Origin of the sequence: Mesorhizobium australafricanum (assembly GCF_033977265.1) — a bacterium.
Taxonomy (GTDB): Bacteria; Pseudomonadota; Alphaproteobacteria; order Rhizobiales; family Rhizobiaceae; genus Mesorhizobium; species Mesorhizobium australafricanum.
Window position 1 is genome coordinate 61,981 of record NZ_JAVIIT010000003.1, and the last position, 23,598, is coordinate 85,578.

25 protein-coding genes and 1 tRNA gene are annotated in these 23,598 nt (G+C 62.9%); 11 read left to right on the forward strand and 15 right to left on the reverse strand.

The window, feature by feature from the left end; all coding sequences use genetic code 11:
* Window positions 1–75 precede the first annotated feature (75 nt).
* From RFM98_RS07145 to RFM98_RS07170, 6 genes are all read left to right on the forward strand, one after another.
* Window positions 76–1,611: an undecaprenyl-phosphate glucose phosphotransferase gene (locus RFM98_RS07145; protein ID WP_320308214.1), complete on the forward strand. Its 1,536-nt coding sequence runs from the start codon at window positions 76–78 to the stop codon at window positions 1,609–1,611.
* Between the two features lie 5 nt (window positions 1,612–1,616).
* Window positions 1,617–2,924, forward strand: coding sequence for an O-antigen ligase family protein (locus RFM98_RS07150; protein ID WP_430682277.1), 1,308 nt, complete (start codon window positions 1,617–1,619; stop codon window positions 2,922–2,924).
* A 54-nt stretch (window positions 2,925–2,978) separates the two neighbouring features.
* Window positions 2,979–3,055, forward strand: a tRNA-Pro gene (locus tag RFM98_RS07155).
* 194 nt (window positions 3,056–3,249) lie between these two features.
* On the forward strand, window positions 3,250–3,513 hold the full coding sequence (locus tag RFM98_RS07160) for a hypothetical protein (RefSeq protein WP_320308215.1): 264 nt from the start codon (window positions 3,250–3,252) through the stop codon (window positions 3,511–3,513).
* 93 nt (window positions 3,514–3,606) lie between these two features.
* Entirely contained in the window at window positions 3,607–4,188 is a 582-nt protein-coding gene (locus tag RFM98_RS07165) for a hypothetical protein (RefSeq protein WP_320308216.1), read from the forward strand.
* Between the two features lie 82 nt (window positions 4,189–4,270).
* Window positions 4,271–4,543: a hypothetical protein gene (locus tag RFM98_RS07170; RefSeq protein WP_320308217.1), complete on the forward strand. Its 273-nt coding sequence runs from the start codon at window positions 4,271–4,273 to the stop codon at window positions 4,541–4,543.
* A gap of 153 nt (window positions 4,544–4,696) precedes the next feature.
* On the opposite strand, the gene RFM98_RS07175 is transcribed toward RFM98_RS07170, so the two are convergent.
* Window positions 4,697–5,149 (reverse strand): YybH family protein, encoded by a 453-nt coding sequence (locus tag RFM98_RS07175; protein ID WP_320217807.1) that lies wholly within the window; start codon window positions 5,147–5,149, stop codon window positions 4,697–4,699.
* 393 nt (window positions 5,150–5,542) lie between these two features.
* Here RFM98_RS07175 and RFM98_RS07180 point away from each other — a divergent pair, with 393 nt between their 5' ends.
* Entirely contained in the window at window positions 5,543–6,580 is a 1,038-nt protein-coding gene (locus RFM98_RS07180; protein WP_320308218.1) for an acyltransferase family protein, read from the forward strand.
* Between the two features lies 1 nt (window position 6,581).
* Here RFM98_RS07180 and RFM98_RS07185 read toward each other — a convergent pair whose 3' ends face one another.
* Entirely contained in the window at window positions 6,582–7,595 is a 1,014-nt protein-coding gene (locus RFM98_RS07185) for a sugar-binding transcriptional regulator (protein ID WP_320217805.1), read from the reverse strand.
* 147 nt (window positions 7,596–7,742) lie between these two features.
* On the opposite strand from RFM98_RS07185, the gene RFM98_RS07190 reads away from it, so the two are divergent.
* Window positions 7,743–8,528, forward strand: a complete 786-nt coding sequence (locus RFM98_RS07190; protein ID WP_320217804.1) for a hypothetical protein — start codon at window positions 7,743–7,745, stop codon at window positions 8,526–8,528.
* Between the two features lie 16 nt (window positions 8,529–8,544).
* Here RFM98_RS07190 and ptsP read toward each other — a convergent pair whose 3' ends face one another.
* From ptsP to RFM98_RS07215, 5 genes are read right to left on the reverse strand one after another with little or no spacing between them, the layout of a single operon-like run.
* Complete coding sequence (ptsP, locus tag RFM98_RS07195) at window positions 8,545–10,515, reverse strand: phosphoenolpyruvate--protein phosphotransferase (RefSeq protein WP_320308219.1); 1,971 nt, start codon at window positions 10,513–10,515, stop codon at window positions 8,545–8,547.
* Between the two features lie 47 nt (window positions 10,516–10,562).
* The gene (locus tag RFM98_RS07200) at window positions 10,563–10,943 is read right to left on the reverse strand and encodes a PTS glucitol/sorbitol transporter subunit IIA (RefSeq protein ID WP_320308220.1); all 381 of its coding nucleotides are present in this window, start codon (window positions 10,941–10,943) and stop codon (window positions 10,563–10,565) included.
* Window positions 10,944–10,961: 18 nt separating this feature from the next.
* Entirely contained in the window at window positions 10,962–11,966 is a 1,005-nt protein-coding gene (gene srlE, locus RFM98_RS07205; RefSeq protein ID WP_320308221.1) for a PTS glucitol/sorbitol transporter subunit IIB, read from the reverse strand.
* A gap of 16 nt (window positions 11,967–11,982) precedes the next feature.
* Window positions 11,983–12,750: a PTS glucitol/sorbitol transporter subunit IIC gene (gene srlA / locus RFM98_RS07210; RefSeq protein ID WP_320308222.1), complete on the reverse strand. Its 768-nt coding sequence runs from the start codon at window positions 12,748–12,750 to the stop codon at window positions 11,983–11,985.
* A 52-nt stretch (window positions 12,751–12,802) separates the two neighbouring features.
* Window positions 12,803–13,240 carry a transcriptional regulator GutM gene (locus tag RFM98_RS07215; protein WP_320308223.1) on the reverse strand — a complete coding sequence of 146 codons (438 nt, stop codon included), beginning with the start codon at window positions 13,238–13,240 and terminating at the stop codon, window positions 12,803–12,805.
* 189 nt (window positions 13,241–13,429) lie between these two features.
* On the opposite strand from RFM98_RS07215, the gene RFM98_RS07220 reads away from it, so the two are divergent.
* Together RFM98_RS07220 and RFM98_RS07225 are read left to right on the forward strand one after the other, a co-directional pair.
* A complete protein-coding gene (locus tag RFM98_RS07220; protein ID WP_320308224.1) occupies window positions 13,430–14,071 on the forward strand; it encodes a hypothetical protein in 642 nt (213 codons plus the stop codon).
* Window positions 14,072–14,169: 98 nt separating this feature from the next.
* On the forward strand, window positions 14,170–14,826 hold the full coding sequence (locus RFM98_RS07225; RefSeq protein WP_430682278.1) for an HAD family hydrolase: 657 nt from the start codon (window positions 14,170–14,172) through the stop codon (window positions 14,824–14,826).
* A 74-nt stretch (window positions 14,827–14,900) separates the two neighbouring features.
* On the opposite strand, the gene RFM98_RS07230 is transcribed toward RFM98_RS07225, so the two are convergent.
* The 8 genes from RFM98_RS07230 to RFM98_RS07265 all read right to left on the reverse strand — a co-directional run bounded on the left by RFM98_RS07230 (window position 14,901) and on the right by RFM98_RS07265 (window position 22,402).
* Window positions 14,901–16,067, reverse strand: coding sequence for a DUF930 domain-containing protein (locus RFM98_RS07230; RefSeq protein ID WP_320308226.1), 1,167 nt, complete (start codon window positions 16,065–16,067; stop codon window positions 14,901–14,903).
* 127 nt (window positions 16,068–16,194) lie between these two features.
* The gene (locus RFM98_RS07235) at window positions 16,195–17,571 is read right to left on the reverse strand and encodes a pyruvate dehydrogenase complex dihydrolipoamide acetyltransferase (protein ID WP_320308227.1); all 1,377 of its coding nucleotides are present in this window, start codon (window positions 17,569–17,571) and stop codon (window positions 16,195–16,197) included.
* Window positions 17,572–17,574: 3 nt separating this feature from the next.
* Complete coding sequence (locus tag RFM98_RS07240; protein WP_320308575.1) at window positions 17,575–18,573, reverse strand: alpha-ketoacid dehydrogenase subunit beta; 999 nt, start codon at window positions 18,571–18,573, stop codon at window positions 17,575–17,577.
* The gene (locus RFM98_RS07245) at window positions 18,573–19,601 is read right to left on the reverse strand and encodes a thiamine pyrophosphate-dependent dehydrogenase E1 component subunit alpha (RefSeq protein WP_320308228.1); all 1,029 of its coding nucleotides are present in this window, start codon (window positions 19,599–19,601) and stop codon (window positions 18,573–18,575) included. The genes RFM98_RS07240 and RFM98_RS07245 overlap by 1 nt, the downstream gene beginning before the upstream one ends.
* Window positions 19,602–19,603: 2 nt before the next feature.
* Window positions 19,604–20,932 carry an NAD(P)H-dependent oxidoreductase gene (locus RFM98_RS07250; RefSeq protein ID WP_320308229.1) on the reverse strand — a complete coding sequence of 443 codons (1,329 nt, stop codon included), beginning with the start codon at window positions 20,930–20,932 and terminating at the stop codon, window positions 19,604–19,606.
* Window positions 20,933–21,189: 257 nt separating this feature from the next.
* On the reverse strand, window positions 21,190–21,648 hold the full coding sequence (locus RFM98_RS07255) for a YbaK/EbsC family protein (RefSeq protein ID WP_320308230.1): 459 nt from the start codon (window positions 21,646–21,648) through the stop codon (window positions 21,190–21,192).
* 154 nt (window positions 21,649–21,802) lie between these two features.
* Complete coding sequence (locus tag RFM98_RS07260) at window positions 21,803–22,069, reverse strand: helix-turn-helix domain-containing protein (RefSeq protein ID WP_320308576.1); 267 nt, start codon at window positions 22,067–22,069, stop codon at window positions 21,803–21,805.
* A 171-nt stretch (window positions 22,070–22,240) separates the two neighbouring features.
* On the reverse strand, window positions 22,241–22,402 hold the full coding sequence (locus RFM98_RS07265) for a hypothetical protein (protein ID WP_320308231.1): 162 nt from the start codon (window positions 22,400–22,402) through the stop codon (window positions 22,241–22,243).
* A gap of 91 nt (window positions 22,403–22,493) precedes the next feature.
* Between RFM98_RS07265 and RFM98_RS07270 the strand changes: the two genes are divergently transcribed.
* On the forward strand, window positions 22,494–23,540 hold the full coding sequence (locus RFM98_RS07270; protein ID WP_320308232.1) for an ATP-grasp fold amidoligase family protein: 1,047 nt from the start codon (window positions 22,494–22,496) through the stop codon (window positions 23,538–23,540).
* The last annotated feature ends 58 nt before the right edge of the window (window positions 23,541–23,598 follow it).

A 23,598-nucleotide genomic window follows, 5' to 3' on the forward strand; every position in this document is an offset into this window, starting at 1 on the left:
AAAACCACCGGTTGTTTCAAGGCTTTCTTAGCTCTCTTTTGCTAAGCAGTTGCGCGAAGCTGGCGGACAGTTCCCATGAATGAGATCGACCCCGCGCACCGCTTTTCCATCGATGCGGTGCGCAACTACGACGCTCCCGCCGGGAGCGAAAAACCTGGCGGCATCAACGATGTCGCGCGTCAGGTCGCCTCGCAATACCGGCGCGATACCATGTCGCCGATCATGGTCAGCGGCGTGCTGCGCATGGTCGAGTTCGCGATACTCTTCCTGTCGGGGCTCGGCGTCTATTTCTACTATGTCGGCTTCTTCATTTATCTGGCCTGGCAATATCCGCTGGCGATCGCCGCGACGTCGTTCCTGGCCGTGGTGCTGCTCGACGTGACCGACTGCTACCAGATCGCGGCGCTGATGCGCCCGCTGGCCAATTTCGGCCGCGTGCTGCTCGTCTGGGCCGGCAGCTTCGCGCTGATGGCGCTCACCGCCTTCGCCATCAAGGCTTCGGAAGACTTTTCGCGCCTGTTGTTCGGCACCTGGTTCGTGGCCGGCTTCGTGCTGATCTTCGGCCTCAGGCTGGTGATGTCGACGCTGATCCGGCGCTGGGCGCGCGACGGCCGCATGGAGCGCCGTGCGCTTATCGTCGGCGGCGGCAAGGCTGCTGAACAGCTCATCCGCTCGGTCGAGAGGCAGCCCTACAACGATATCCGCATCTGCGGCATCTTCGACGACCGCAACGACAAGCGCTCGCCGCCGATCGTCGCCGGCTATCCGAAGCTCGGCACGATCTCGGAGCTGATCGAATTCGCCCGCATCGCGCGCATCGATATGCTGATCGTGTCGCTGCCGCTGACCGCCGAATCGCGCGTCTTGCAGCTTCTGAAGAAGCTCTGGGTGCTGCCGGTCGATATCCGGCTCTCGGCGCATTCGAACGCGCTGCAGTTCCGGCCGCGCGCCTATTCCTATATCGGCTCGGTGCCGATGCTCGACATCTTCGACAAGCCGATCAATGACTGGGATTCGGTTGCCAAGCGCGCCTTCGACATCGTCTTCTCGCTGATCGGCATCATCGTCTTCTCGCCGGTGATGCTCGCCACGGCGATCGCCATCAAGCTCGACAGCAAGGGGCCGGTGCTGTTCAAGCAGAAGCGGCACGGCTTCAACAACGAGACGATCGAGGTCTACAAGTTCCGCTCGATGTTTACCGACCGGTCCGACCCGACCGCCAAGCAGACGGTGACCAGGAACGATCCGCGCGTCACCCGCGTCGGCCGCTTCATCCGCAGGACCTCGATCGACGAACTGCCGCAATTCTTCAACTCGCTCTTCGGCTCGCTGTCGCTGGTCGGGCCGCGCCCGCATGCCATCGCCGCGCAGTCGCACAATCTGCTCTACAACGAAGTGGTCGACGGCTACTTCGCCCGCCACAAGGTCAAGCCCGGCGTCACAGGCTGGGCGCAAATCAATGGCTGGCGCGGCGAGATGGACACAAACGAAAAGATCCGCATGCGCACCGAATACGACCTCTATTACATCGAGAACTGGTCGATGCTGTTCGACCTGCGCATCCTGTTCCTGACGCCGATCCGCCTGCTCAACACGGAAAACGCCTATTGAGCGCCATCGCCCATGAATTGCCGGCGCCGGCGGTCAACAGGTTGCCGCCCTCGGCGGTCAACAGGTTGCCGCCCTCGGCGGTCAACGCCAAGCTGATTTCGCTGATTGCGTCGGCGGCGATCGGCGTCGGCATCCTGCTCTCCGGCTTCGTCATCAGCGAGCCCGCGCCTTACGAAATCTACATGGCCGGGCTGATCGCGGTCTGGGCATTGTTCGGCCTCAGGATCTCGCGCGCCATCGTGCCGTTGCTGGTGCTCCTGGTGGCGATGAATATCGGCGGCATGATCGCGATGACGCAGATGGCGGATCTCGCCAACACGCCGCTCTATCTCGCCGTCTCGCTGTTTCTCGCCTTCAGCGCGGTGTTCTTCGCTTCGGTGACCTCGGTCCAGCCAAGCCTCTACCGGCTGATCTTCATCGCCTATGTGGTGTCGGCGGTGGCAACGTCGCTGCTCGGCATCGCCGGTTATTTCCATGCCTTTCCGGGCGCGGAGATGTTCACCAAATACGACCGCGCCGCCGGCGCCTTCCAGGACCCGAACGTGTTCGGGCCGTTCCTGGTGCTGCCCGGAACCTATCTGCTCTATCTGCTCTTGACCGGTCCGGTGGCGCGCATGCCGCTTTTGGCGGTGCCGCTGCTCATCATCACCGCCGGCATCTTCTTCTCCTTCTCGCGCGGCGCCTGGGGCATGTTCGCGGTGTCGGCGGTGCTGCTCACCGCGTGCCTCTTCCTGCAGAGCGCCAGCGGCATGTTTCGGCTGCGGGTGGTGGTGATGACGATCGCGGCCGTGGCGCTGCTCGTCATCGCCATCCTGGTCATCCTGCAACTGCCCGGCGTATCGGACATGTTCACCCAGCGCGCGCAGCTCGAGCAGAGCTACGATTCGGCGCGGCTTGGCCGCTTCGCCCGCTATGCGATCGGCTTCCAGCTGGCGATGGAGCATCCGTTCGGCATCGGCCCGCTGGTCTTCGGCACGATCTATGGCGAGGACACGCACGACATCTGGCTGAAGGCGCTGATGGACTATGGCTGGCTGGGCTTCGTGTCGTTCCTGACGCTGACGCTATGGACGATCGGCGCCGGCTTCCGCATCCTTTTGCGCGACCGGCCCTGGCAGCCCTATCTGCTTTGCGCCTATGTCGCCTATCTCGGCAATATCGGGCTCGGCACCTTCATCGACATCGACCACTGGCGCCATCTCTATCTGCTGATGGGATTGGTGTGGGGCGCCATCGCGCTGGAATATCGGCATCAGCGGCAGTTGCGGCTGGCCAAGCCCGCATCTCTTCTTGCAATTTCGCCTGCGCGATAGGCACCGAATTCGGTTGACCCGCACCGCCTTATCACGATACATCGCCACCCGGTCCGGAGTGTAGCGCAGCCCGGTAGCGCACTTGACTGGGGGTCAAGGGGTCGTCGGTTCGAATCCGGCCACTCCGACCATTTAAATCCTTGAAATCCCCCAATTATTTTGAAAGGCGCCGCTTGGCGCCTTTAGCAATTTCGGAACGAAAGGCGCTCAAATCGCCCGTTTCGGAACGCTGAGTCCCGAAAAAGTCCCGAAGTAGACCCGCGAATGTTCCGCATTCGTCCCGGATGATTCTGCCTAAACCCGCAGCCCACTAGGAACCACGACATTGAAAATACGATCAGCGCGGCCGGTGCGGCAAGCACTGAGTCCGCGGGGATTTCGCACTCTGGCGAAGTTCAATTTTGAGGTGACGCCAGACGTCACGGTTTATGACTGCAGTCTGGTCATGGCGCCAGACGGAAACGTCCTGCTGTACGGCCCTGGCCGCGAAGCGAGCACGCTTTCCGTATCGCGCACCGCCCGCCAGCAAATCATTGAGATGGCGCTCCGCGCCGTGGGGATGGATCTGAATGTCAAAGCATCAGCCTAAAGAGACACTGCTCGACCTGATAGAGGTCGGCGACACTGCCCGCTTGGGCGACTTCTTCTACACCAGCCCGCGAAGGCCAAAGGCATCGTTAAGGTGCGGCCCGCCGACGTCGAATGGGACCACTACACGTTCACGCATGAAATGCTTCAGCCGGCTGAAATCGACCCTGCCGACATGGACGAGGCGATGCGCTGGTGCGTCCTAGTTGACGACATTCCCGAATGCGACGCCGGCACCAAGGCACTGATGTATCTGGAGCGCGATACCGGCGTCATGATAATTGCCGCGCTGTCTGGTCCTGAACATGACCATGACATTGCGATCCGCATGGTGGCGCGAGACCTAAAGGCCGAACAGGCGAATGCACCTGCTCGTAAGGTATTGCGAGAGACTGCCAGGATCGCCGACAACCAGAACAACCAGAAGATCGGCAAGTTCACCATCACGCGATTCCGTGACCTCGGCAAAGCCAAGCCCAAGCCTGTCGTCGTCAAAGGCGTTCGGTACGCCGACGAGATTTCCTACATGGTGGCCAAGCCTGGCGGCGGCAAGTCGGTGCTCGAGGCGGCTGATGCGCCTGTGCAGCCGCTCCTGGCGGGTTGCACATGCTGGCACCCGCGCGGTGACTCTGCGTGGCCGGTGGAGTTGGCCGTTTATCGGCGGTTAGCTACGTGACGCACTTCACAAATCGCTAATGCAACTCCGTGGTAGGCTTGTCAGTCGGAATTTACCGACATTTCAAACTTGGGAGACGTCCATGCCTGGTGAGGAAATTGTCAAGAAGGTGGACCCGTTTGACGAACATAGCATGGCGCACAAATGGAAACACGGCACAGGAACAGAGGCAGGCGGCGGCGATGGATCCAAACAGGAAGGCGCCTATGCGAGCTATTTCGCCGGTTGCTCTGACTGCCCGCAGGCTGGCGGGTGGAAAGGGCCAAGTCACCCGACGCGTGAGGCTGCTCAAGCTGACGCCGATGCTCATAACGACAGCCATCCTGGCCATAGGGCTTCGGTAGTGGCGTTCTAACCTATAGTTCGACGTTGCCGCGCAGCTTGCGGCGGGAATCACCCGCCGCATCCATGCAATATGACCCGCTTGGGTTCGAGCTGCAAATGAACTCCGCGAAATTGGCGAGGGTCGATGATTGGCCATGAGGCGCCCGCCATCCAATGCCAGCCTTCATTTCCCGGGGTCGGAGTTCCATATGTCCCGGTAGAGCTTCCAGCTGCCGTCCTGACCCTTCTTCCAGACCACCACATACTTCCCAGCGGCATCCACCAGCTTCGAATCCTTGCCTGGCGCCTTGAGGGAGAAACTGCCGGACTCGAACGCAAAATCTCCGCTTTCCTGAACGTCAAGCGTGGTGAGCTTGAGCTCCGATATGCCCATATCGATCGCGCCCTGCCATAGCTTCTGGATATTTTGGCGGCCGTCGACTCGCGCCATATCTGGCGGGAATGCAGCCGCATCATCCGCATACTTTGACGCGACCCCAGCCGCATCTTTGCCGTTGTACGCCTTCACGAACTCGGCATTAGCGGCTTCAATGGCTTCTTTCGTAGACTGGGCCTGGGCAGATCCCATGCAGAGCGACGTGAAAACGACGGCCAGCAGACAACGCTTGAATGTCATTTCATCCTCCCGTGTTCCGGTTTCTGGTTACCAGTTCCTCCAAGGTGAAGAGCATTCGTCCGAATGGTCTTGAGCCTCATCCTATATTAATTTAACTATTGCTAATATGCCATGCAAATTGCTGGCTGCCGATCCAACTGCCCTGCCCTCACTGCGCTTCCTCGGTCCGCGTCACGGAGCTTGTGCCCATCGGCGCCAGCGTTGACGGTCACGTCTTCCGTCGACGATGAGTTCGGCATGGAGTGTTGATAGGTTTGTTAATGCGTCCCGGAGTATGAGGTTTTCCAGGCAGCACCGAGAGTTCTGAACACCGCTTCAAAAGAATTGCAGCTAGATACTCTCACAGCCGAGGCACTCTGCATGGAACCGAGGTCTTCTCCAGTTGTGTCGGACTTGACGCAGTTGACCAGCTTGCGGTTCTTCGCAGCCGTCTGTGTGCTTGCATTTCATTCCGCCGACGTCAGCGGAGCGCCATATCTGGTCGCCAATTTCGTGAAGAACGGCTATCTCGGCGTCTCGTTTTTCTTCCTGTTATCCGGATTCATCCTCACCCATTCCTACTTCGACAAGATGTCGGATTGGGGCGACGTTCGACGGTTCGCCATAGCGAGATTTGCCAGAATTTATCCGGTCTATCTCCTTGCCCTTGTTGTGGCTCTGCCGCTGTTAACCCTGCCTTTTGATTATCCGCTTGCATCACTGGCGACACTTGGCCTCATTCAGGCCTGGGGTGCACCGACGTCGGAGCTTGGATTCTTCTGGAATCCTCCGGGCTGGACGCTTTCGATCGAATTCTTTTTCTACCTTATGTTCCCGTTGCTGCTTGCCCTCCTTTCAAGACTTACGAATGCAGCCCTGTGGGTGAGCTTGGCAGTTACGGTGCTGATCTTCGCCGTTATGTGCCTGCCGGGCCTCGGACCGACGGGTTACCTTGCGTTCGGCTGGATGGAGCTGGTGCCTCTCCCGCTTCTGAGGCTGCCCGAATTCATGACCGGCATAATTTGCGCCTTGCTGTTTCGGGCCGGCGCGCTCAATCGTTTTCGCAGCGACTTGGCCGCCATTCTGGCCATGGCGTTCACGGTAGCCACGCTTATCGCGACAAGCACGCAGACGACAGGATGTTTCGCGGCAATAGGCTTCGTTGCCCTGATTGCGACTTGCGCCGTGAATGACGGTATCGTTCAACGCGCGCTGTCTTACAGGCCGCTCTTGCTGCTGGGCAAAGCCAGCTATGCCCTCTACCTCCTTCAAATCCCGGTTCGAGGGTGGACTCTGGTGATATTCACCGGAGAATGGAATTGGGTCGGACGCCTTTTGTATCTGCCCTTGCTGATCATTGTTTCGGTCGTCGTCTTCATTCTGATCGAGGAACCCGCCCGCAAGCTCCTCCGCGGTTCGATTCCGAAGCGGGCGAGCCCTTCCGTCGCATAATTCAAGCCGTATGCGCCGCGAGCATGCGGCGCGCGCTTTCCTCGTCGGTGATCAGGATGGTCGGCGCGATCAGGTTCATGGCGCCGAGCAGCGCCGCGGTCTTCTCCGCGCCGCCGGAGGTGAGGATGCGGATCGGAGCCTTGCGCAGGCGGTCGACATCCACCGACATCACATGGCTGTTGACGGGATGGTCGACCAGATCGCCATTGCGGTCGTAGAAATGGAACAGCAGGTCGCCGACCGCGCCTCGCGCCAGCAGGGCCTCCCGGTCCGCTTCCTTGAGGAAGCCGCCGCGCGAGAAGGTGGTGGCCGAAGCGATGCCGCCGACGCTCAGCAGAACGGCATCGAGCGCGTCGGCCATTTCAAAAACCTCCTGCAGGCCGCAACGCTCGACCAGCGCGATCTTGGTCTCGACGCTGTCGACGACCGCCGGCGTCGGCATCAGATAGCCGTCGCCCTGGAAGATCTGGGCGAAGCGCCAGGCGAACTCGGCCGGGTTGACCCGGCGCGCGATGCCAACACCGCCGAGCAGCGAAATCACCTTGAAATCGGTCAGCGACTTGGCGCTGATGAACGGCAAGGAGTTGAACAGCGTCACGCCCCAGCCGACACCGACCTGCATGCCGGATTTCATCGCGTCGGACAGGAACATGCCGGTCTTGGCGGCGATTGCCGGGATCGGATCGGCACTAGGGTCGGTGAGCGGCGCGACCAGCGCTTGCTGCAGGCCGAAGGTCTTTTCCAGCGCCCGCTCCAGCCGCACGATCTCGGAGAGCTCGCTCTCGATGGTGATCTTGACCTCGTTGCGCGCCCTCGCTTCCGCCAGCATGCGCACGATGGTGACGCGGCCGACGCCGAGCACGTCGGCGATCTCGTTTTGCGTCATCTGCTCGACGAAATACATCCAGGCGGCGCGGATCCTGAGGCGGTCGGTCCGGCTCTCAGTGACGACCTGCTCGGCCGCTTCCGCTGTCGCCTTGCCGTTTACGGATTCGTCCTGCCGTCGCCTGCCCAAGTTCCCCTCCGCGATACAACTGCCGTCGCCGATTCTGCATGCTGGTTAAATATCGCCTATTGATCTACCAATCGATACGAACAATCTAGAGAGGGCGACTGGCACCCCGAAGCCATGGTCGGCTTCAGCATTTCGAGGCGATTGGCGATGCTGCGACAAATTTCCGAAGATGTCCGCGTCAACCTGAAGGATCGGCTTCGGGAACTGCGCGATGCCATCCGCCAGAACCGCCACGACAGCGCCGGCGAGACCTCGCACGATATCGCCGGCAATTTGCCGCCCTTTCCGGGCCGCAGCCTGCTTGGCCATGCCGCCAGCGCTGTCGACGAGGCGCTGACAATCGCCGAATCCTTCGTTCCGCATTCCCGGCCGCTCAAGGTCGACGGCACGACCGTCAAAAGCCTTCGGGCTTATTTCCCGGAAGGTAATGAAGACCGGCAGATCAGCGGCGAACGTCAGTTCAGGCGCGACATGTATTATCTGACCCGTGCGGTTCTCGCCGGCTACGGGGTCGACAATCCGCGCGTTCACGAGGCGAGTTTTTCCGCCGTGCACGCCGCGATGCGCAAGCGCCACGCCGATCTTCTGGCTGGCGCGACGGCAGACGCGGCATCCACGGATCAGGTCGCGGCCGCCTGCGCCGCCCTGCTCGTCGAATGCCTCAACCACCGTCCGGTTCAGCCGGGCGAGATCGGTACGGGCCCGGCGATCGCCGGCGACCGGTCTCTCGACATCAAATGCCTTGCGCCTGTTGTTCTTGCCTGCGGACTGGCGACGAAGGCGGACGGCGGCACGCCGGAGCCCGACATTCTCGAGATTGCGGTGCTGGCGGCCGAGGTGCGGGAGGATCGCATCCGGCAGGCCTGCGCCCAGGCGAATGCGGTGCAGGAACTGATACCGGTTCTCGCCACCCTGCTTGCGCATCTGACGTAACCGCCGCGACGATCCGCTATCTTTCGGCAGCCATGGCCGCGATGGTCTTCTTGGCGCGCTGGATCGAGGCCGGGCTCATGCTGAGCTCGGTCAGGCCCATCTTGATGAAGGCCGGGATCAGATCCGGACGGCCGGCGGCCTCGCCGCACATGCCCACCATGATGCCGGCGGCGACACCGGCCCTGGCCGTCAGCTCGATCGCCGACATCACCGCCGGATTGGTGACGTCATTAAGCTTGGCGACCGTCGGATTGAGGCGGTCGGCCGCCATGATGTACTGGGTGAGATCGTTGGTGCCGATCGAGAAGAACGCCACCTCTTTTGCCAGCGCTGGCGCAATCAGCACGGCGGCCGGCGTCTCGATCATCACGCCGAGGTCGAAGCTTGCATGCGGCACGCCCTCAGCCTGCAGTTCCGCAGCGCATTCATCGACCAGCGCGCGGGTGCGCGTCACCTCCGCAATCTCCGAAACCATCGGCAGCATCACCTTGATGTTGCCTTGGATGGCGGCGCGCAGCAGCGCCCGCAGCTGGCGCTTGAAGATATCGGGTCGGTCGAGACACATGCGGATGCCGCGCCAGCCGAGGAAGGGATTTTCCTCGTCGGGAAATTCGATGCCGGCGATCGGTTTGTCGCCACCGATGTCGAGCGTGCGCACGATGACCGAATGCGGCGCAAACGCCTTGGCCAAAGCGCTGTAGGTCTCGGCCTGCATGTCTTCCGACGGCAGGTGCATGTGGCGCATGAAGAGCAGCTCGGTGCGGAACAGGCCGACGCCCATGGCGCCGGCTTCCTGCGCCGCCTCGATCTCCTCGAGCGAACCGATATTGGCCGCGACCTCGATCACCGTGCCGTCGGCGCGGGTAGGCGTCACGCCCTTGAATACCTTGAGGCCCGCGCGCTCCTGTGCCGCCGCCTCGACACGCCGGGCGAAATCGGCACGCGCCGCCTCGTCAGGATCGACGATCACATGCCCGGCATTGCCGTCGATCGCCACCTGCCTGGCGGTGCGCAACTCGTTGACCTTGTCGCCAAGACCCAGCACCGCCGGGATGCCGTGCGAGCGCGCGATGATGGCGATGTGCGAGGTGGCGCCGCCATGGCCGCAGACCACGCCGCCGATGCGCTTCAGCGGCGCGCGCGCCAGATCCCAGGCGCCGATGTCATCGGCAATCAGGATCGCGCCCTGCGGAATGGTCTCCAGGCTGACCTCGTCCTGGCCGAGCAGCACCAGGCATATCTGCCGGCCGACGGCATGGACGTCGTCGGCCCGGGCGTTGAGATAATGGTCGTCGACCGCGCTGAAATCGGCGGCGACGGTGGCTGCGGCGGCAATGACCGCCGAAACCGCATCGTCGCCGCCCTGGATCAGCCTTTCGACCTCGCCGGTCAAGCTGTCGTCGGCGGCGATGTCGCGCAGCGCCGCGACGATGCCACGGTCACCGGCCGAGAGACTGTCTTCGGCAAGCGTACGATCCATTCGCGCCTGGACCGCGGCGACAGCGCTGCGGAAGCGTTTGCGTTCGCCCTCGATCTCATCGGCCTGCAGGCGCCTCCCCGGTCCCGCAATCTCGGGTGGGAAATGGGCAAAGGCCGGCCCGATGGCCACCCCTTCGCTGGCGGCGACGCCCTGCAGTTTCGGTGTTCCATCCGCCTGTGCGGCAGCCGGTGATGCTGCCTCGGGAGCGGCTGCGGAGGCGGCTTCGACCGCCTCGCCATCGTCGTCGAGACCGGCGCGCGGGTTCTCCAGATAGCCGATCAGCGCCTCGATTGCTTCGATCGCGTCGGCGCCGTTGGCGCGCACGGTGACTTCCTGGTTTTCCTTGACCGCCAGCAGCATGAGCTTGACCGAGCTCTTGGCGCTGACCGCCTTGCCGTCCTTGACCAGCTCGACATCGGATTCGAAACCCTTGGCGAGCTTCACGAACCGCGTGGCGGGACGGGCGTGCAAACCTTCGTGCACTCTGACGATGGTCGAGCGTTCCATGGCAATACTCTAGATTTGGGCGCCGTCGACAGACAGCGCGGATATTATCAGGCGGCGATGGTGATGACAGCGCCTGGCGTTAGCGCCGCCACGAGCGCTCCGGTATCGACCTCGGATGCGCAGACTTCGCCCGGTCTTTCGGCCTCGGTCGCTCCATTGAAGGAGATGACGACGTGGCCCATCTCCCGGACCTTGCTCCATGCGGTGGAACCAACCGCCGTTATCGTCGCCGACACCGGTCCGAGCGTGATCGAGGCGCCCTTTTGCGGCGCGTCGTCGCTGGGTCCCTGCTCCATGCTGTGCAGCACGGAAACCTCGGCCAGTTCGGGAGGCGAGCCATCCGCGAAAAGGATGACCACGCCGCCCTCGGCGAGGTCCGCCACTTCGGGTCCAATTGCCGTGACCCGTGTCTTGAGAAGAACCGACATATGGCGAACCTCGTTTTTTTAGAACACGATCAGGGAGACGACCCATGCGATCAGCACGGAGACCGGGCCCATGATCTGGCGGCTGATGAGCACCGCCGGCACGCCGATCTCGATCGTCTTCGGCTTGGCCTCACCGAGCGCCAGACCGACGGGAACGAAGTCGCAGCCCACCTGGGTGTTGTAGGCAAACAGCGCCGGCAGAGCCATTGCGGGCGAGATGGTGCCGTTGGCGATCTGCGGGCCAATGATGGCGACGCCGATGACCTGCGCGATGACCGCGCCCGGCCCCAGGATGGGCGACAGGAACGGCAGGCCGCAGATGGCCGAGATGACCAGCAGGCCGACGATGTTGTTGGCAAGCGGACCCATCGGCTGCGCCAGCACGTCGCCGATGCCGGTGTAGAGGATCAGGCCGATCAGCATGGTCACGAAGGCCATGAAGGGCAGCACATTGCGGATGACCTGATCGATGGTACGGCGGCCGGCGTTGAAGAAGATGCCGACGACGCGGCCCATGACGCGGCCGATCGAGCTGATCAGGCCGATCATCCCGCCTTCGCTCGGCAGCGGCTGTGGCGCCGCAGCCGCAGTTTTGTTGCTTGAACTCATCGATGCTGCTCCCCCCGCAGTGGTGACCGCCTCGGATCCGTCCGCCATTACGACGTTGGCCGGCTTGACGCCCGAAACGTAGATGTCTTCCGTGATGAACTGGGCGAGCGGACCCGCCTGGCCGACCGGCGTCAGATTGACGGTCGGGATGCGCTTGCGCGGATAGACGCCGCAGCGCGCGGTGCCGCCGCAATCGACGACGACGACAGCCATCTCGCTTTCGATCGGCGGCGCCTTGAAGCCGTCTACGGCCTCGGCGCCGGTCATGTCGGCGATGAGCTGCGCCACCGGATGAATGCCGCCGCCGGTTACCGACACGACCTTGCTGCGCTGCTCGGTCGGCTCGATGACCAGCGGGCCACCCCAACCGGTGGAGCCCCTTGAGATCTTTACTGCCTTGTATGTCTTGGCCATGGTGTCCTCCCGCCCTTTAGAGCTCGACGCCCTGGCGGCGCGCCATGATGGCCGTGATGCGCTCGGTCAGGATGCCCTTCAGCAGGATGACGACGAGGCCGACAAGGGCGTACCAGATGGCCACCTTGACGTGATAGCCGCTGGCGATGACGCCTCGCTTCTCGAGGTCGAGCAGCGCGACCAGCATGCCGCCCCAGACGAAATATTCACCGGGGTTGATATGCGGGAAGAGGCCGAGCGGCGGATGCACGTAAGACACTGCCGCGTCGTAGAAGGCAGGCTTATGCCTTTCTTCCAGGAACGAGCCGAAGGTGTAAGCCATCGGGTTGGTGAGGAAGAACACCGACAGCACCGGCAGCACGGTGTAGCGGGTCAGCGCTATGCGGCCGGCGCCTCGCGCCAGGCCATGGACGCGCTCCTCGCCGACCAGTTCGGTGACGGCGTAGAAGGCGGTCATCAGCACGACCAGCGTAGGGATGATGCCGGTGACGAAGCCGGCGAACACTTCGCCGCCCTTCTGGAAGATGCCGATGAAGTATTTGCCGATCGCGGTCAGCCAGCCGAGCTGCTCTTCCTGCTGCACGTTCTTCAGCTGTTCCTTCAGCTGATCGGCGGTGACCGGCGCGCTGTCGGTCTGCGCCTGCGCCAGGACCACGAGATGATCGGTGGCGTGCTCGACGCCGAGCTTGCCGTGCCAGGCAGCATCCGAGACCATGGTGCCTGCCACATGCAGGTTATGCACCGCCAGGTCGGCATGCTGCGCCAATAACGAAATTATAGACATTTCTCCTCCTTATGACCCCTGCCGGTCATTCCCAGCCGGCTGCCGGCGTCGTTTAAGCCCTTGCTACGTTCAAGCCGGACAGGCCCGGCTTCTTCCCCGGCTCCGACCGCGCGCGGTCGATCTGCTCGATCGCCCGTTTCACGGCCTCGGCCACACCGGGTTCCCCCTCCCCCATGATCGCAGGGTTGGACCGGAGTCGATCGAGGGGGATGCCCTCGAATTCTTCATGTCGCTTGAATTTGGTCAGCACCGAACGGCCGCTCATGACCATCATGCGGCGCACGATGAGGTCCGGCGTCACGACGATGAGCGCGATGGTGCCCTTGGCCAGCCGGCCGCGGAAGTTGCCGGCGCCGACGAAGCCGTCCTTGTACTGATTGGTGACGCCTTTGAAGACGTCCGAATAGTGCCGCATCTGCAGCCAGACGCCGAGCGATTGCAGCGCCCAGACAACAAACAGCAGAAGCAGAGCCCACTGCCAGATCGCCATTTCGGTTTCCTCCCGAGTCTCTTTCTCCGGCGCATATTGAACGGAGGCGAGATGACCCGAAAGTGAGAACATTTGTTTCCAAGAATGTCAACATGTATTATATTGGTCGCCGTAACGCTCCACAGGCGACTGGCCGATTTCGGCATCGGCGGCGCCTGTGCTAGCCTGTCTTCAATTGGGATGTGAGACATGGACCTGCCCTTCAGGCACGAACTGGCGCTTATGCCGGACCTTCGCCACCGACTGCGGCAGTTGCGCTGGTTTCGCGCCACGTTCCGCAGCAGCGCGAAGGTGGTGTCGGAAACATTCGGCGTGCGCTTCGAGATCGACGAGGCCAAGCTGACGCGCGCCTTTCTCGACTGGATCGAGGTGATGGAAGCGCAGAAGCGATTCGCGGCGATAGACCGTGCGGACTTCATCGTCTTCGCCGCCGGGCTGGTGCTGCGCGAGCTGATCCGGCAGGCGCCGGCGCGCGAGATCTCCGGCCTCACCGACATGATCGAGTCGGAGGCCAATGCCGGCACGGCGGAAATCGTGCGCTTCTGGCCGGAGGGATTTCTCTATACCAACTACTGCGTGTCGGCGATCCTGGCTGTGCACGAGCAGGAGTTCGGCACGGCGCCCAGCATCGACAAATGCGCCGACGACCTGCGCACCTGGTGGTCCTATCGCGAGAACGCGACGGAAATGCCCGCTTACGCCGTGGCTTTCCTCGACCGCTTCCTCGGCGCCGAGCCCAACTGGATCACGCCAGACCGCGCCCAGTCGCGCCAGGCCATGCAGCGCGCGCTTGGGTCCTCGCCGGTCAGCGAGGCGCTGCGCCAGCTTTGATGGTCGGCCGCTTACTATTGAACATCTGACTTTTTACCGATAGCGATGTGCAACATTGATATCGAAGCCGGGAGAGGCGCGTGGGGCGATCCAGACTGATGATTTTCGACTGCGACGGCGTTCTCGTCGACAGCGAGCCGCTGGCCGCCAAAGCCTATGAGCGCGTCTATGAGAAGCACGGCATGCCCGGCGTCCATGGCGGCGTCATCGCGCAATGCATCGGCATGAAGCAGTCCGACATCATCGTCAAAATCAAGGAGCTGACCGGCCATCAGTTCCCGCCCGCAGCCGACGGCGACATCTGGGCCGAGACCAAGCTGCTCTTTTCCGAAGAGTTGAAGCCGACGCCGGGCATTGTGCCGTTCTTGAGCGCGCTTGCCGGCGACCGCTGCGTTGCCTCGTCATCCTCGGTCGAACGCATCAACCACAGCCTGTCGGTGACCGACCTGTCGCGCTTCTTTGGCGAGGCGATCTTCTCCTCCTCGATGGTGAAGAACGGCAAACCGGCGCCCGACATCTTCCTCTACGCGGCCGAGAAGATGGGCGCCAAGCCGGCCGACTGCATCGTGGTCGAGGATTCGCCGTTCGGCGTCCAGGGCGCGGTGGCAGCCGGCATGATCGCCATCGGCTATACCGGTGGCGGGCATACTTATCCCGAGCACGGCGCGCGGCTGAAAGCTGCCGGAGCTGATTTCATCTGCGCCGACTGGCATGAGGTTGCCCGGCAGTTGGCGGGGCTTGGCGTGCCGGCCTGAGCTCAGGCGACGCGCTTTAAGTCTTGATGCATGTCGTTGTCCCAGAACCGCTGCACACTTCTGGGCGACATGCATTAGCGAAGACTGGGGAAGCGACGCCGGGTCCAGTCACCGGGCGGGACCACTCCCCCCACACGGAAGTTGAAGGACAGGACCCTCGTCGCATCAGCGTCGACCTCGCAGCGGAAGCTCAGATCGTACCATTGCGTTGTCGTGCTGAAGGCGGCCTGCGGAGGGTTGAGAACATTGCCTTGCTTCAGGGGAATGGTCGGGAGCCATTTCGGCGAGTAGTCGGCGCTTTGCAATTCCTGGTTCAGAACGTTGGCGCAAAGATTGGCAACGCGCTGATCGCGCGGCACGTTCTCCATCGAGCTTGTGGCCAGCGCGTTACCGGTTGCACCCGGCGAGTAAAGCTTTCGGACACCCGGCAGGCCGGAATAGATCGGCGATCCCGCAACCTCGCTGTCGGCGGAGTTCGACCTTCCCGGGTTCCCGCCTGGCGCTCTCAAGGCTCTTGCGGATTTGAACTTCATCGCCTTGGAAGGTTTAGGCTTTGCCTTTTCGGCTGAGGATGGAGGCGCGGGCTTGTCGCCGGGCTCGGCAGTCAGTGGCTTTGGCGGCGCGACCGCCTGCTGTTCGGTGGTTTGAGGCGGCGTCTCCTGTTTGTCGGGCTGCTGCTTTCCGGCATCCTCAGTGGCCTGCTTCTCCTCGCTTTGCGTGTCCGGCGCGGCGGTTGCCGGCTTCTCTTGAGCCTTGCTGGAATCCGCCTGCTGCTCGGGCGTTGCGGACGGAGCCGCCTCGTTCGGCGCGGGCTTTGGTGCGACCGGCGGCTTCGCAGGTTCAGTCTGGGCTGGCGACGGCGCGTTGGCTGGAGCGCTGCCTCCGTCGGCTGATTTCTCCGGGCCGGTATCCTTCTCGCCATACTGGAAAACGGGCTTCAGAACCGGGATGTCCCGCGGTTTCGGCGGCTGCGGAGGCGGTGGCTTTTGCACGGCCTGCTCAGGTGGCTTTTCAGCCTTCTTTTCAGGCGTCGGCTCCGGCGGCTTTGGAGCGGGCTTTGGCTTGGGCTGATCGGGTGGCGGCACGATCGCGACGTTGACCGGCTGTTCCTGCTGATCCGGCTGTTGCTCGGGTCTCGGCAAGCCAAAGAACAGGAACGCCGCGATCAGGGCATGCAGGAATAGCGATGCGGCCAAGGCCCACCGCCAATTCCGAAACCATTCCCGCATCTTGCCGTTCATTGCGCCCGATGTGGAACGAAATGACGGCGGCTTCAAGCACTTGCCGGGATTCGCGCGAGCTGCCGGCCTGACAAGTCGGTGATCGAAGGGCCATGCGGCGCAAGATCAAGGCCCTGCAAGGATTGGTCTACACCAGCATGCCCATCGGGTTTTCGATCAAGCGCTTGAAGGCACCGAGCAGCTCGGCGCCGAGCGCGCCGTCGACGGCCCGGTGATCGGTGGACAAAGTCACCGACATCACATTGGCAATCTTGATCTCGCCGCTCTTGACCACCGCGCGCTGCTCGCCGGCGCCGACCGCCAGGATCGTCGCGTGCGGCGGGTTGATGACGGCGGCAAAGTCCTTGATGCCGAACATGCCGAGATTGGACACCGCCGTGGTGCCGCCCTGGTACTCTTCCGGCTTCAGCTTGCGGCTTCTGGCACGGCTCGCCAGGTCCTTCATCTCGTTGGAGATGGTGGACAGCGTCTTTTCATCGGCATGGCGGATGATCGGCGTGATCAGGCCACCGGGGATCGACACGGCGACGCCGACATCGGCGTGCTTGTGCTTGACCATGGCGCTGTCGGTCCACGAGGCGTTCGCATCCGGCACCGCCATCAGCGCCATGGCCATGGCTTTGATGACCATGTCGTTGACCGAGAGCTTGTAGGCCGGCGCCTCGCCCTTTTCGGTCTTCTTCATCGGTGCCGCCGCATTGAGCTGCGTGCGCAGCGCCAACAGCGCATCGAGTTCGCAATCCAGCGTCAGATAGAAATGCGGAATGGTGCTCTTGGCCTCGACCAGGCGGCGCGCGATGGTCTTGCGCATATTGTCATGCGGCACGAGCTCATAGGAGCCTTCGGCAAACAGCTTCAGCACCTGGTCGTCCGACATAGGCTTGGGCGCGGTGGCCGGAGCGGACGGCGGGGCTTCGGCCGGAATCTCGGCGACCGGCTGAGCAACGGCGGCCGCGCCTTTCGCGGCGACCGCGGCCTCAACGTCGGCGCGCACAACACGGCCGCGCGGGCCGCTGCCCTCTATGCCGGCAATCGAAAGACCTGCCTCGCGTGCCAAGCGACGAGCAAGCGGCGTCGCGCGTGCGGCCGAAGGCGATTGGCCAATCTCCCCCCCAGGGGGGGAGATACCCGGCAGGGCAGAGGGGGGCGCGACAGAGTGAGACGTTGGCGGGACAGCGCCCCCCTCCGTCGACTGCGTCGACATCTCCCCCACAGGGGGGGAGATTGGAGTCTCGTTCTGCGCCGCCTCAGCCGAATACACCTCGTCGTCGGCATAGATCCAGGCAACGGGCTCACCGACGGGAATGTCGACGCGCTCCTTGCCGGTGACGTTGCGCAGCGTGCCGCTGGCAGGCGCATCGATCTCCATCGCCGCCTTGTCGGTCTCGATCTCGAAGAGCACGTCGCCCTTCTTGACGTGCGCGCCTTCCTCGGCGAACCAGCGCGATATCTGGCCGGTCGCCATGTCCATGTCGACCTTGGGAAGAATGACTTCGGTCGGCATCGCTCAGCGGACCCCTTTCACCAGGTCACGCGCGGCGGCGACGATATCGGGGACCTGCGGTACCGTCGCCTTTTCCAGATCCGGATTGTAGGGGATCGGCGTCTCGGCACCGCCGAGGCGCACGATCGGCGCATCGAGATAATCGAACGCCTCGCTTTCTGCGACCAGCGCGCTTACTTCCGCGCCGATGCCGAGCGTCTTTACCGCTTCGTAGACGCAGAGCAGGCGCGAGGTTTTCTTCACGCTGTCGATGACGGTCTGCCTGTCAAGCGGCCTGATCGTGCGCAGATCGACCACCTCGATGTCGATGCCCTCGCCTTCCAAAGTCGCCGCGGCGTCGAGCGCCTTCTGCACCATGATCGATGTCGCGACGATGGTGAGATCGCGGCCCTCGCGCCGGATCTCGGCCTTGCCGATCGGCACGGTGTAGTGGCCCTCCGGCACATGGCCCTTCATCTTGTAGAGCAGCTTGTGCTCGAAGATCATGACCGGGTCCGGATCGGCGACCGCGGCAAGCAGCATGCCCTTGGCATCGTGCGGCGTCGCCGGCTGGATGACCTTGAGGCCAGGCACATGGCCGAGCCAGGCTTCGAGGCTCTGGCTGTGCTGCGCGGCCGCACCGGTGCCGGAGCCGGCGGGGAAACGCATCACCACCGGCACCGAGACCTCGCCGCCAAGCATGAAGCGCATCTTGGCGGCCTGGTTGACGATCTGCTCCATGCCGAGCGTTGCGAAATCCGAGAACTGGAATTCGAAGATCGGCCGCATGCCGGTGACGGCCGCGCCCACCGCGACGCCCGCGCCGCCCAGTTCCGAAATCGGCGTGTCGATCACCCGATCGGTACCGTAGCGCTCGACCAGATCGCCGGTCACCTGGAAAGCGCCGCCATAGACGCCGATATCCTCGCCCATCAGGAAGACACGGTCGTCCATGTCCATGGCGATCGCCATGGCTTCCTGGATCGCCTGGGCGTAGCTCAGTTCACGCACCGCGGCATCCATCACGCATGCTCCGTGTAAACATAGTCCTCAAGGGTGGCGATCTCCGGCGCCGGGCTCGCCTTGGCGAACTCGATGCCGTCGGCGATCTCACGGGTGACCGCGTCGCGGATCGCCTGGATGCCCTGATCGTCGATGAAGCCGAAATCGCGCAGCTCGGTCTCGAAGAGCGCGATCGGATCGCGGTTCTCCATCCAATCCTCGATCTCTTCCTTGGTGCGGTAGCGGTTGCGGTCGCTCTTGGAATGGCCGCGATGGCGGTAGGTCTTCGATTCGATCAGCGTCGGCCCCTCGCCGGCCCGCGCCCGCTCGACCGCCTTGAAAGACGCCTCGGCCACCTCGGAGAAGATGTTGCCGTTGACGATGACGCCGGGCATCGCATAGGCGGCCGCGCGCTCGGCAATGTTCTTCACAGCGGTCGAGCGCGCCGTCGAGGTGGACATGCCATAGCCGTTGTTCTCGCACACGAAGACCACCGGCAGCTTCCAGATCGCCGCCATGTTCAGCGCCTCGTGAAAGGCGCCTTCATTGTTGGCGCCGTCGCCGAAGAAGGAGACCACGACCTTGCCGGTCTTCATCATCTTGGACGAGAGCGCCGCACCGACCGCAATCGGAATGCCGCCGGCAACGATGCCATTGGCGCCGAGATTGCCCTTGGCGACATCGGCGATATGCATGGAGCCGCCGCGGCCCTTGCAGTAGCCGGTGGTCTTGCCGAAGAACTCCGCGAACATGCGGCTGACTTCGGCGCCCTTGGCAATGCAATGACCATGACCGCGATGCGTCGAGGTGATCTGGTCATCCTCGGCGAGCGGCATGCAGATGCCCATGGCGCTCGCTTCCTGGCCGATCGACAAATGCATGGTGCCGTGGATGAGGCCGCGCGTGTAGCACTCTTCCGCGCCCTCTTCGAAGCGGCGGATGAGGTACATCTTGTGGAGCACCTCTGTGAGCTGCTCCGGGCTGTATTGGCGATAGACGAAAGGCGGGTTGGCGCGGCTATCCACGACGGCTTTGCTGGCTCCGGCCATGATCACGCCTCCACGGTACCGTAAACGAGCTTGTCCTGGCGGGCGCGCAATTCGGCGATCTTCGAGCCCGGCGCGAGCGCTGCATTGGCATAGGTGATGAGCTCGCCCTTCTTGATCGGTTGGGTGACCGAGCCGCCCTGCAGCAGGCCGCAGGGGATGGCCCGCGCCGCATGGGCTTCCGGCGCAGTCATGATCCAGGCGCGATAGCAATACTCACCGATGGCATCGAGCTTGTCGCCGGGCTTCATATCCTTCTTGGCGACGGCGCAGACTTCGGCCACCGGCTTGGCCAGCGGCACCATGTCGGCCTTGCCGTAGAGCACGACGCGCGCGCAGGTGAGCGGCACTTCCAGCGAGGTCAAGTGATAGGGGCGATGGAAGGTGAAGTACGGGCCCTTGCCCATCTTGAGGTCTTCCATGCGTTCGGAAATGCGCGGATGCGACATGTCGGCGACGACGAAGACGCCGGGCGCCACACCCTTGCCGATCGAATAGTCGACCACGCCGACCTTGGACAGCACGCCGCCGTCCTTCTCGGGCACCAGCACCTTCGACAATTCGCCGAGTGTCGCCGACGGGCCGTGCATGCCGGGCTTGTCGGGCACCAGCCCGGTCGCATTGGCGATCGCCGCCATCTCGACCATGGTTTTCGAGCCGTCGACGAATTCGACCAGCATGCGCACATTCATGTGCCGGCGCTTCGCCTCCTCCTCATAATCGGGAGGCGTGGCGTCGATGTTGAGCGGGTTGTTCTTGCCCTTGCCGGCGGCGACGATCGGATGGCCCATGGCGGAGACGAACTCGATCAGTTCCATGCAGGAAGACGGCTCATCGCCCGCGCCCAGCGAATAGGTGACGCCCAACCGGTCGGCTTCGGCCTTGAGGTAGGCGCCGATGGTGACGTCGGCCTCGACATTCATCATCACCAGATGCTTGCCATGCTCCATGGCGCGCAGGCCGATCTCGGCCCCGACGGCCGGAACGCCGGTCGCGTCGATGACGACGTCGATCAGGTCATTGCCGATGACAAGGCTGGAATCGTTGGTGACGGCGATCTTGCCCGCCTCCATGGCGGACGTCATCGCCGCGGCATTCGAAACCTCGCGCGCATGGCCAGTTTCCTGGAAGGCGATATCGACCGCCTTGCTGGCCGCCGGCAGGTTGAGTTCGGAAATGGCGCCGATCTCGATGCCGGACATATGGGCGACGCGGGTAACGATGTCGGTTCCCATTTCGCCGGAGCCGATCAGGCCGATGCGGATGGGCTTGCCGGACTTGGCGCGCTCATCGAGGTCACGGGCAAGGCCCGTCAACGAAATATTGGAAGCCATGCCGCTTATTCCTCCCACATCGCATGCTGTTCGATTGCTTGACGGGTATTGAACATCTGTATTTCTGTCAAGACTAATGTCCAAATCTTTGACCATTTGTCGCCGCTTTTCGCGTTGGTCGAGGCGCAACGGCTAAAGGCGCGGGCGGCGGGCGCCTGCACCAAACAAAATGGAAGCGAGCGCCCGCGACCGAATGCCGGTCAAAGCCGCGCGACGGCCTTTTCGCGAACCACGAAGAGATATCTAGGCGGCAATTGCTACTGGCAAACGTCGACCCATACGGCGCCGACCAGATCGGCCATGCGCTGCGGCGTGATGCGCACCGCAGCATTGGTGGCGCCGGCAGCGGGAACGACTTCGCCGAAGGGCTTGAGCGACAGATCGCAATAGATGGGCAGCGGTGCCGGCAAGCCGAACGGGCAGACGCCGCCTGGCGGATGGCTGGTGGCCGCCAGCACTTCCTCGCCACCAAGCATGCGCGGCTTGCCGCCCATCCTGTCCTTGAACTTGCGGTTGTCGAGCCTGGCGACGCCGCTGGTGACAACCAGCATGGTCTCGTCGCCGACGCGCAGGCAGATCGTCTTGGCGATCTGCGCCGGCGTGACGCCATGGGCCTCGGCCGCCAGCGCCACCGTTGCCGAGCTTGCTTCGGTGACGATGACTTCGATGTCGGGCGCATGCTGCGCGAAGAAGGCGCGAACCGATTCCAAGCTCATCGTTAACCCCTCGTCAGGTCTGTCGAACAGCAGCGATCGCCGAATCGCATGGCGCAGCCGTTATTGGCAAGAGCCAGCGCCTCTGCCTTGCAGGCACTAAAAAGCCCGCCGGGCAAAACCTCGGCGGGCTCTCGGATGGACGCTTTTGGCGTCTCTATTGCTGCATGGGCCGATTCTCGGCGGCCGGCACCCTGATCAATTCCTCTTCCGGCATCTGCAATGCCGAGGCAATGCGCCGGAGCTTGGCGGGATCGGCGTCCTTGCCGTCCTCGATGTCGATGATCTCGCCCACGGCCAGGCCGCAGGTCAAAGAGAGTTCCTCGATCGTGTATCCCCTGGTTTCGCGAGCGGCTTTAAACGGATTGAGGCCGGACGCGGCAATGATGTCGTTGGAAACAGCGTTTCGTACGGTGTTGGGCATGGCAACTCCTTGAGATGAAACAGGGTCGGATGAAATGTGGCGTTGCCCGAGACGGGCGGGAGAATGCTCGTTAACAAATGATTTGCCAAGAGCCTCGGCCGTCACGCCATCGTGAAGCGGCATTTTCCGGTCGGATATCGCAGGCCTCGTACATGTAAGGTCGTACGGCGTTCAATCAAGTTCTTTCGAGGGTCCGCGATCGGATTCGCCGGCATTTTCGCGTCTCGATTCGTTAGCCACCAGCTCCGATGAAGAAGCATCACTATCATCACCGCAAGCATCATCGCCATCATCGTCATCACCACCACCACAAGAAGGTGGCGAAGAAGGCATGATCTATCCCTGTTGCTGATGGGAAGGCACGTTCTTGCTTGTTGAGTGGTCCGGTCTTCCCTTCGGAGTTTTTCCGCGTAAGCATCCGGTGATGCCGTACCGCACTCCGGATCTGATGGGAACCAGCGCCGACCTGCCGGCCAGGCACCGTCTGGCGCTGATGGCTGCCCGAATCCTCCTCACCCTTCGCCATCCGCTGCTCGTTGCCCGCTTCGCCGGAAGGTTGGGCTATCTGCCGAATCCGGCCGCCCCGACGCGCTACAACGAGCTGATGCTGTGGCGGAAGATCACCGACCACAATCCACTGTTCGTGAAGCTGACCGACAAGCTGGCTGCAAAGACTTATATCCGCGCCGCCTGTCCCGAGGTGCCGGTGCCTGAAACGCTATGGTCCGGCCGGAATCCGGAAGACATCCCGGCGGAACTGCTTGCCGGGCAAATCGTCGTCAAAACCAATCACGGCTGCGCGATGAACATCTTCGTTTCCGGCAACCGGCCCGAGCGGTCGGAGATCGTCCGCAAGACGAAGCGGTGGATCAGGAAACGCTATGGGCGACGCAATGGCGAATGGGCCTACTGGTCGATCGAGCCCACAGTCTTCGTCGAAGAGAGGCTGACACTCGCAAGCACATCGATCGCCACCGACATCAAGGTTCATGTCTGTGGCGGCGACATCAGTCATGTCTGGGCCGAGGACAAGCTCGCCGGGCGCTCGCATCTGTTCGACGGCGACGGCCGTCCGTTACCCGGACGTGATCCCGACTATCCGCGGGAGGACCAATCCCTGCCGGTCAGTCCCGCCCTGCTCGACTTTGTCCGACAGGCGGTAGCGTTGGCGCCACGGATCGCCGGCGACCTCGATCATGCCAGGATCGATTTCCTGGTTACGGACAGGGGTCTCTATGCCGGCGAGATATGCATCTATTCCGCGGCCGGCTACGGCACATGGTCTAACCCTGTCATCGCCGAGCGGCTTGAACGGCTTTGGCGGCTCGAAGAGTCGGCCTATCTCAGGCGACGGCATCGCGGGGTAAGCCGCCTCTATGCCGAGGCGTTGCATGCCAGATGCGCGGTGCGCGCCGCCAAGGAGAGTCACGCTGAGGTCGACCCGAAGAGCAAGATCAAGCTCGCTCGCTGATCGCAGCCTCCGGCATGGAAATGGCGGCCACAACATGCCGCCGCCATTTCTATCTCGA

Bases quoted from the DNA above. Each gene is read 5' to 3' on its own strand.
- RFM98_RS07255 (WP_320308230.1), bottom strand. From the start codon at position 21,648: ATGAGCTTGGAATCGGTTCGCGCCTTCTTCGCGCAGCATGCGCCCGAC.
- RFM98_RS07200 (WP_320308220.1), bottom strand. From the start codon at position 10,943: ATGTCGGTTCTTCTCAAGACACGGGTCACGGCAATTGGACCCGAAGTG.
- RFM98_RS07215 (WP_320308223.1), bottom strand. From the start codon at position 13,240: ATGGCGATCTGGCAGTGGGCTCTGCTTCTGCTGTTTGTTGTCTGGGCG.
- RFM98_RS07170 (WP_320308217.1), top strand. From the start codon at position 4,271: ATGCCTGGTGAGGAAATTGTCAAGAAGGTGGACCCGTTTGACGAACAT.
- RFM98_RS07175 (WP_320217807.1), bottom strand. From the start codon at position 5,149: ATGACATTCAAGCGTTGTCTGCTGGCCGTCGTTTTCACGTCGCTCTGC.
- RFM98_RS07240 (WP_320308575.1), bottom strand. From the start codon at position 18,573: ATGGATGCCGCGGTGCGTGAACTGAGCTACGCCCAGGCGATCCAGGAA.
- RFM98_RS07235 (WP_320308227.1), bottom strand. From the start codon at position 17,571: ATGCCGACCGAAGTCATTCTTCCCAAGGTCGACATGGACATGGCGACC.
- RFM98_RS07245 (WP_320308228.1), bottom strand. From the start codon at position 19,601: ATGGCCGGAGCCAGCAAAGCCGTCGTGGATAGCCGCGCCAACCCGCCT.
- RFM98_RS07260 (WP_320308576.1), bottom strand. From the start codon at position 22,069: ATGCCCAACACCGTACGAAACGCTGTTTCCAACGACATCATTGCCGCG.
- RFM98_RS07265 (WP_320308231.1), bottom strand. From the start codon at position 22,402: ATGCCTTCTTCGCCACCTTCTTGTGGTGGTGGTGATGACGATGATGGC.
- RFM98_RS07250 (WP_320308229.1), bottom strand. From the start codon at position 20,932: ATGGCTTCCAATATTTCGTTGACGGGCCTTGCCCGTGACCTCGATGAG.
- RFM98_RS07145 (WP_320308214.1), top strand. From the start codon at position 76: ATGAATGAGATCGACCCCGCGCACCGCTTTTCCATCGATGCGGTGCGC.
- RFM98_RS07230 (WP_320308226.1), bottom strand. From the start codon at position 16,067: ATGAACGGCAAGATGCGGGAATGGTTTCGGAATTGGCGGTGGGCCTTG.
- RFM98_RS07225 (WP_430682278.1), top strand. From the start codon at position 14,170: ATGATTTTCGACTGCGACGGCGTTCTCGTCGACAGCGAGCCGCTGGCC.
- ptsP (WP_320308219.1), bottom strand. From the start codon at position 10,515: ATGGAACGCTCGACCATCGTCAGAGTGCACGAAGGTTTGCACGCCCGT.
- RFM98_RS07220 (WP_320308224.1), top strand. From the start codon at position 13,430: ATGGACCTGCCCTTCAGGCACGAACTGGCGCTTATGCCGGACCTTCGC.
- srlE (WP_320308221.1), bottom strand. From the start codon at position 11,966: ATGGCCAAGACATACAAGGCAGTAAAGATCTCAAGGGGCTCCACCGGT.
- RFM98_RS07190 (WP_320217804.1), top strand. From the start codon at position 7,743: ATGCTGCGACAAATTTCCGAAGATGTCCGCGTCAACCTGAAGGATCGG.
- srlA (WP_320308222.1), bottom strand. From the start codon at position 12,750: ATGTCTATAATTTCGTTATTGGCGCAGCATGCCGACCTGGCGGTGCAT.
- RFM98_RS07270 (WP_320308232.1), top strand. From the start codon at position 22,494: ATGCCGTACCGCACTCCGGATCTGATGGGAACCAGCGCCGACCTGCCG.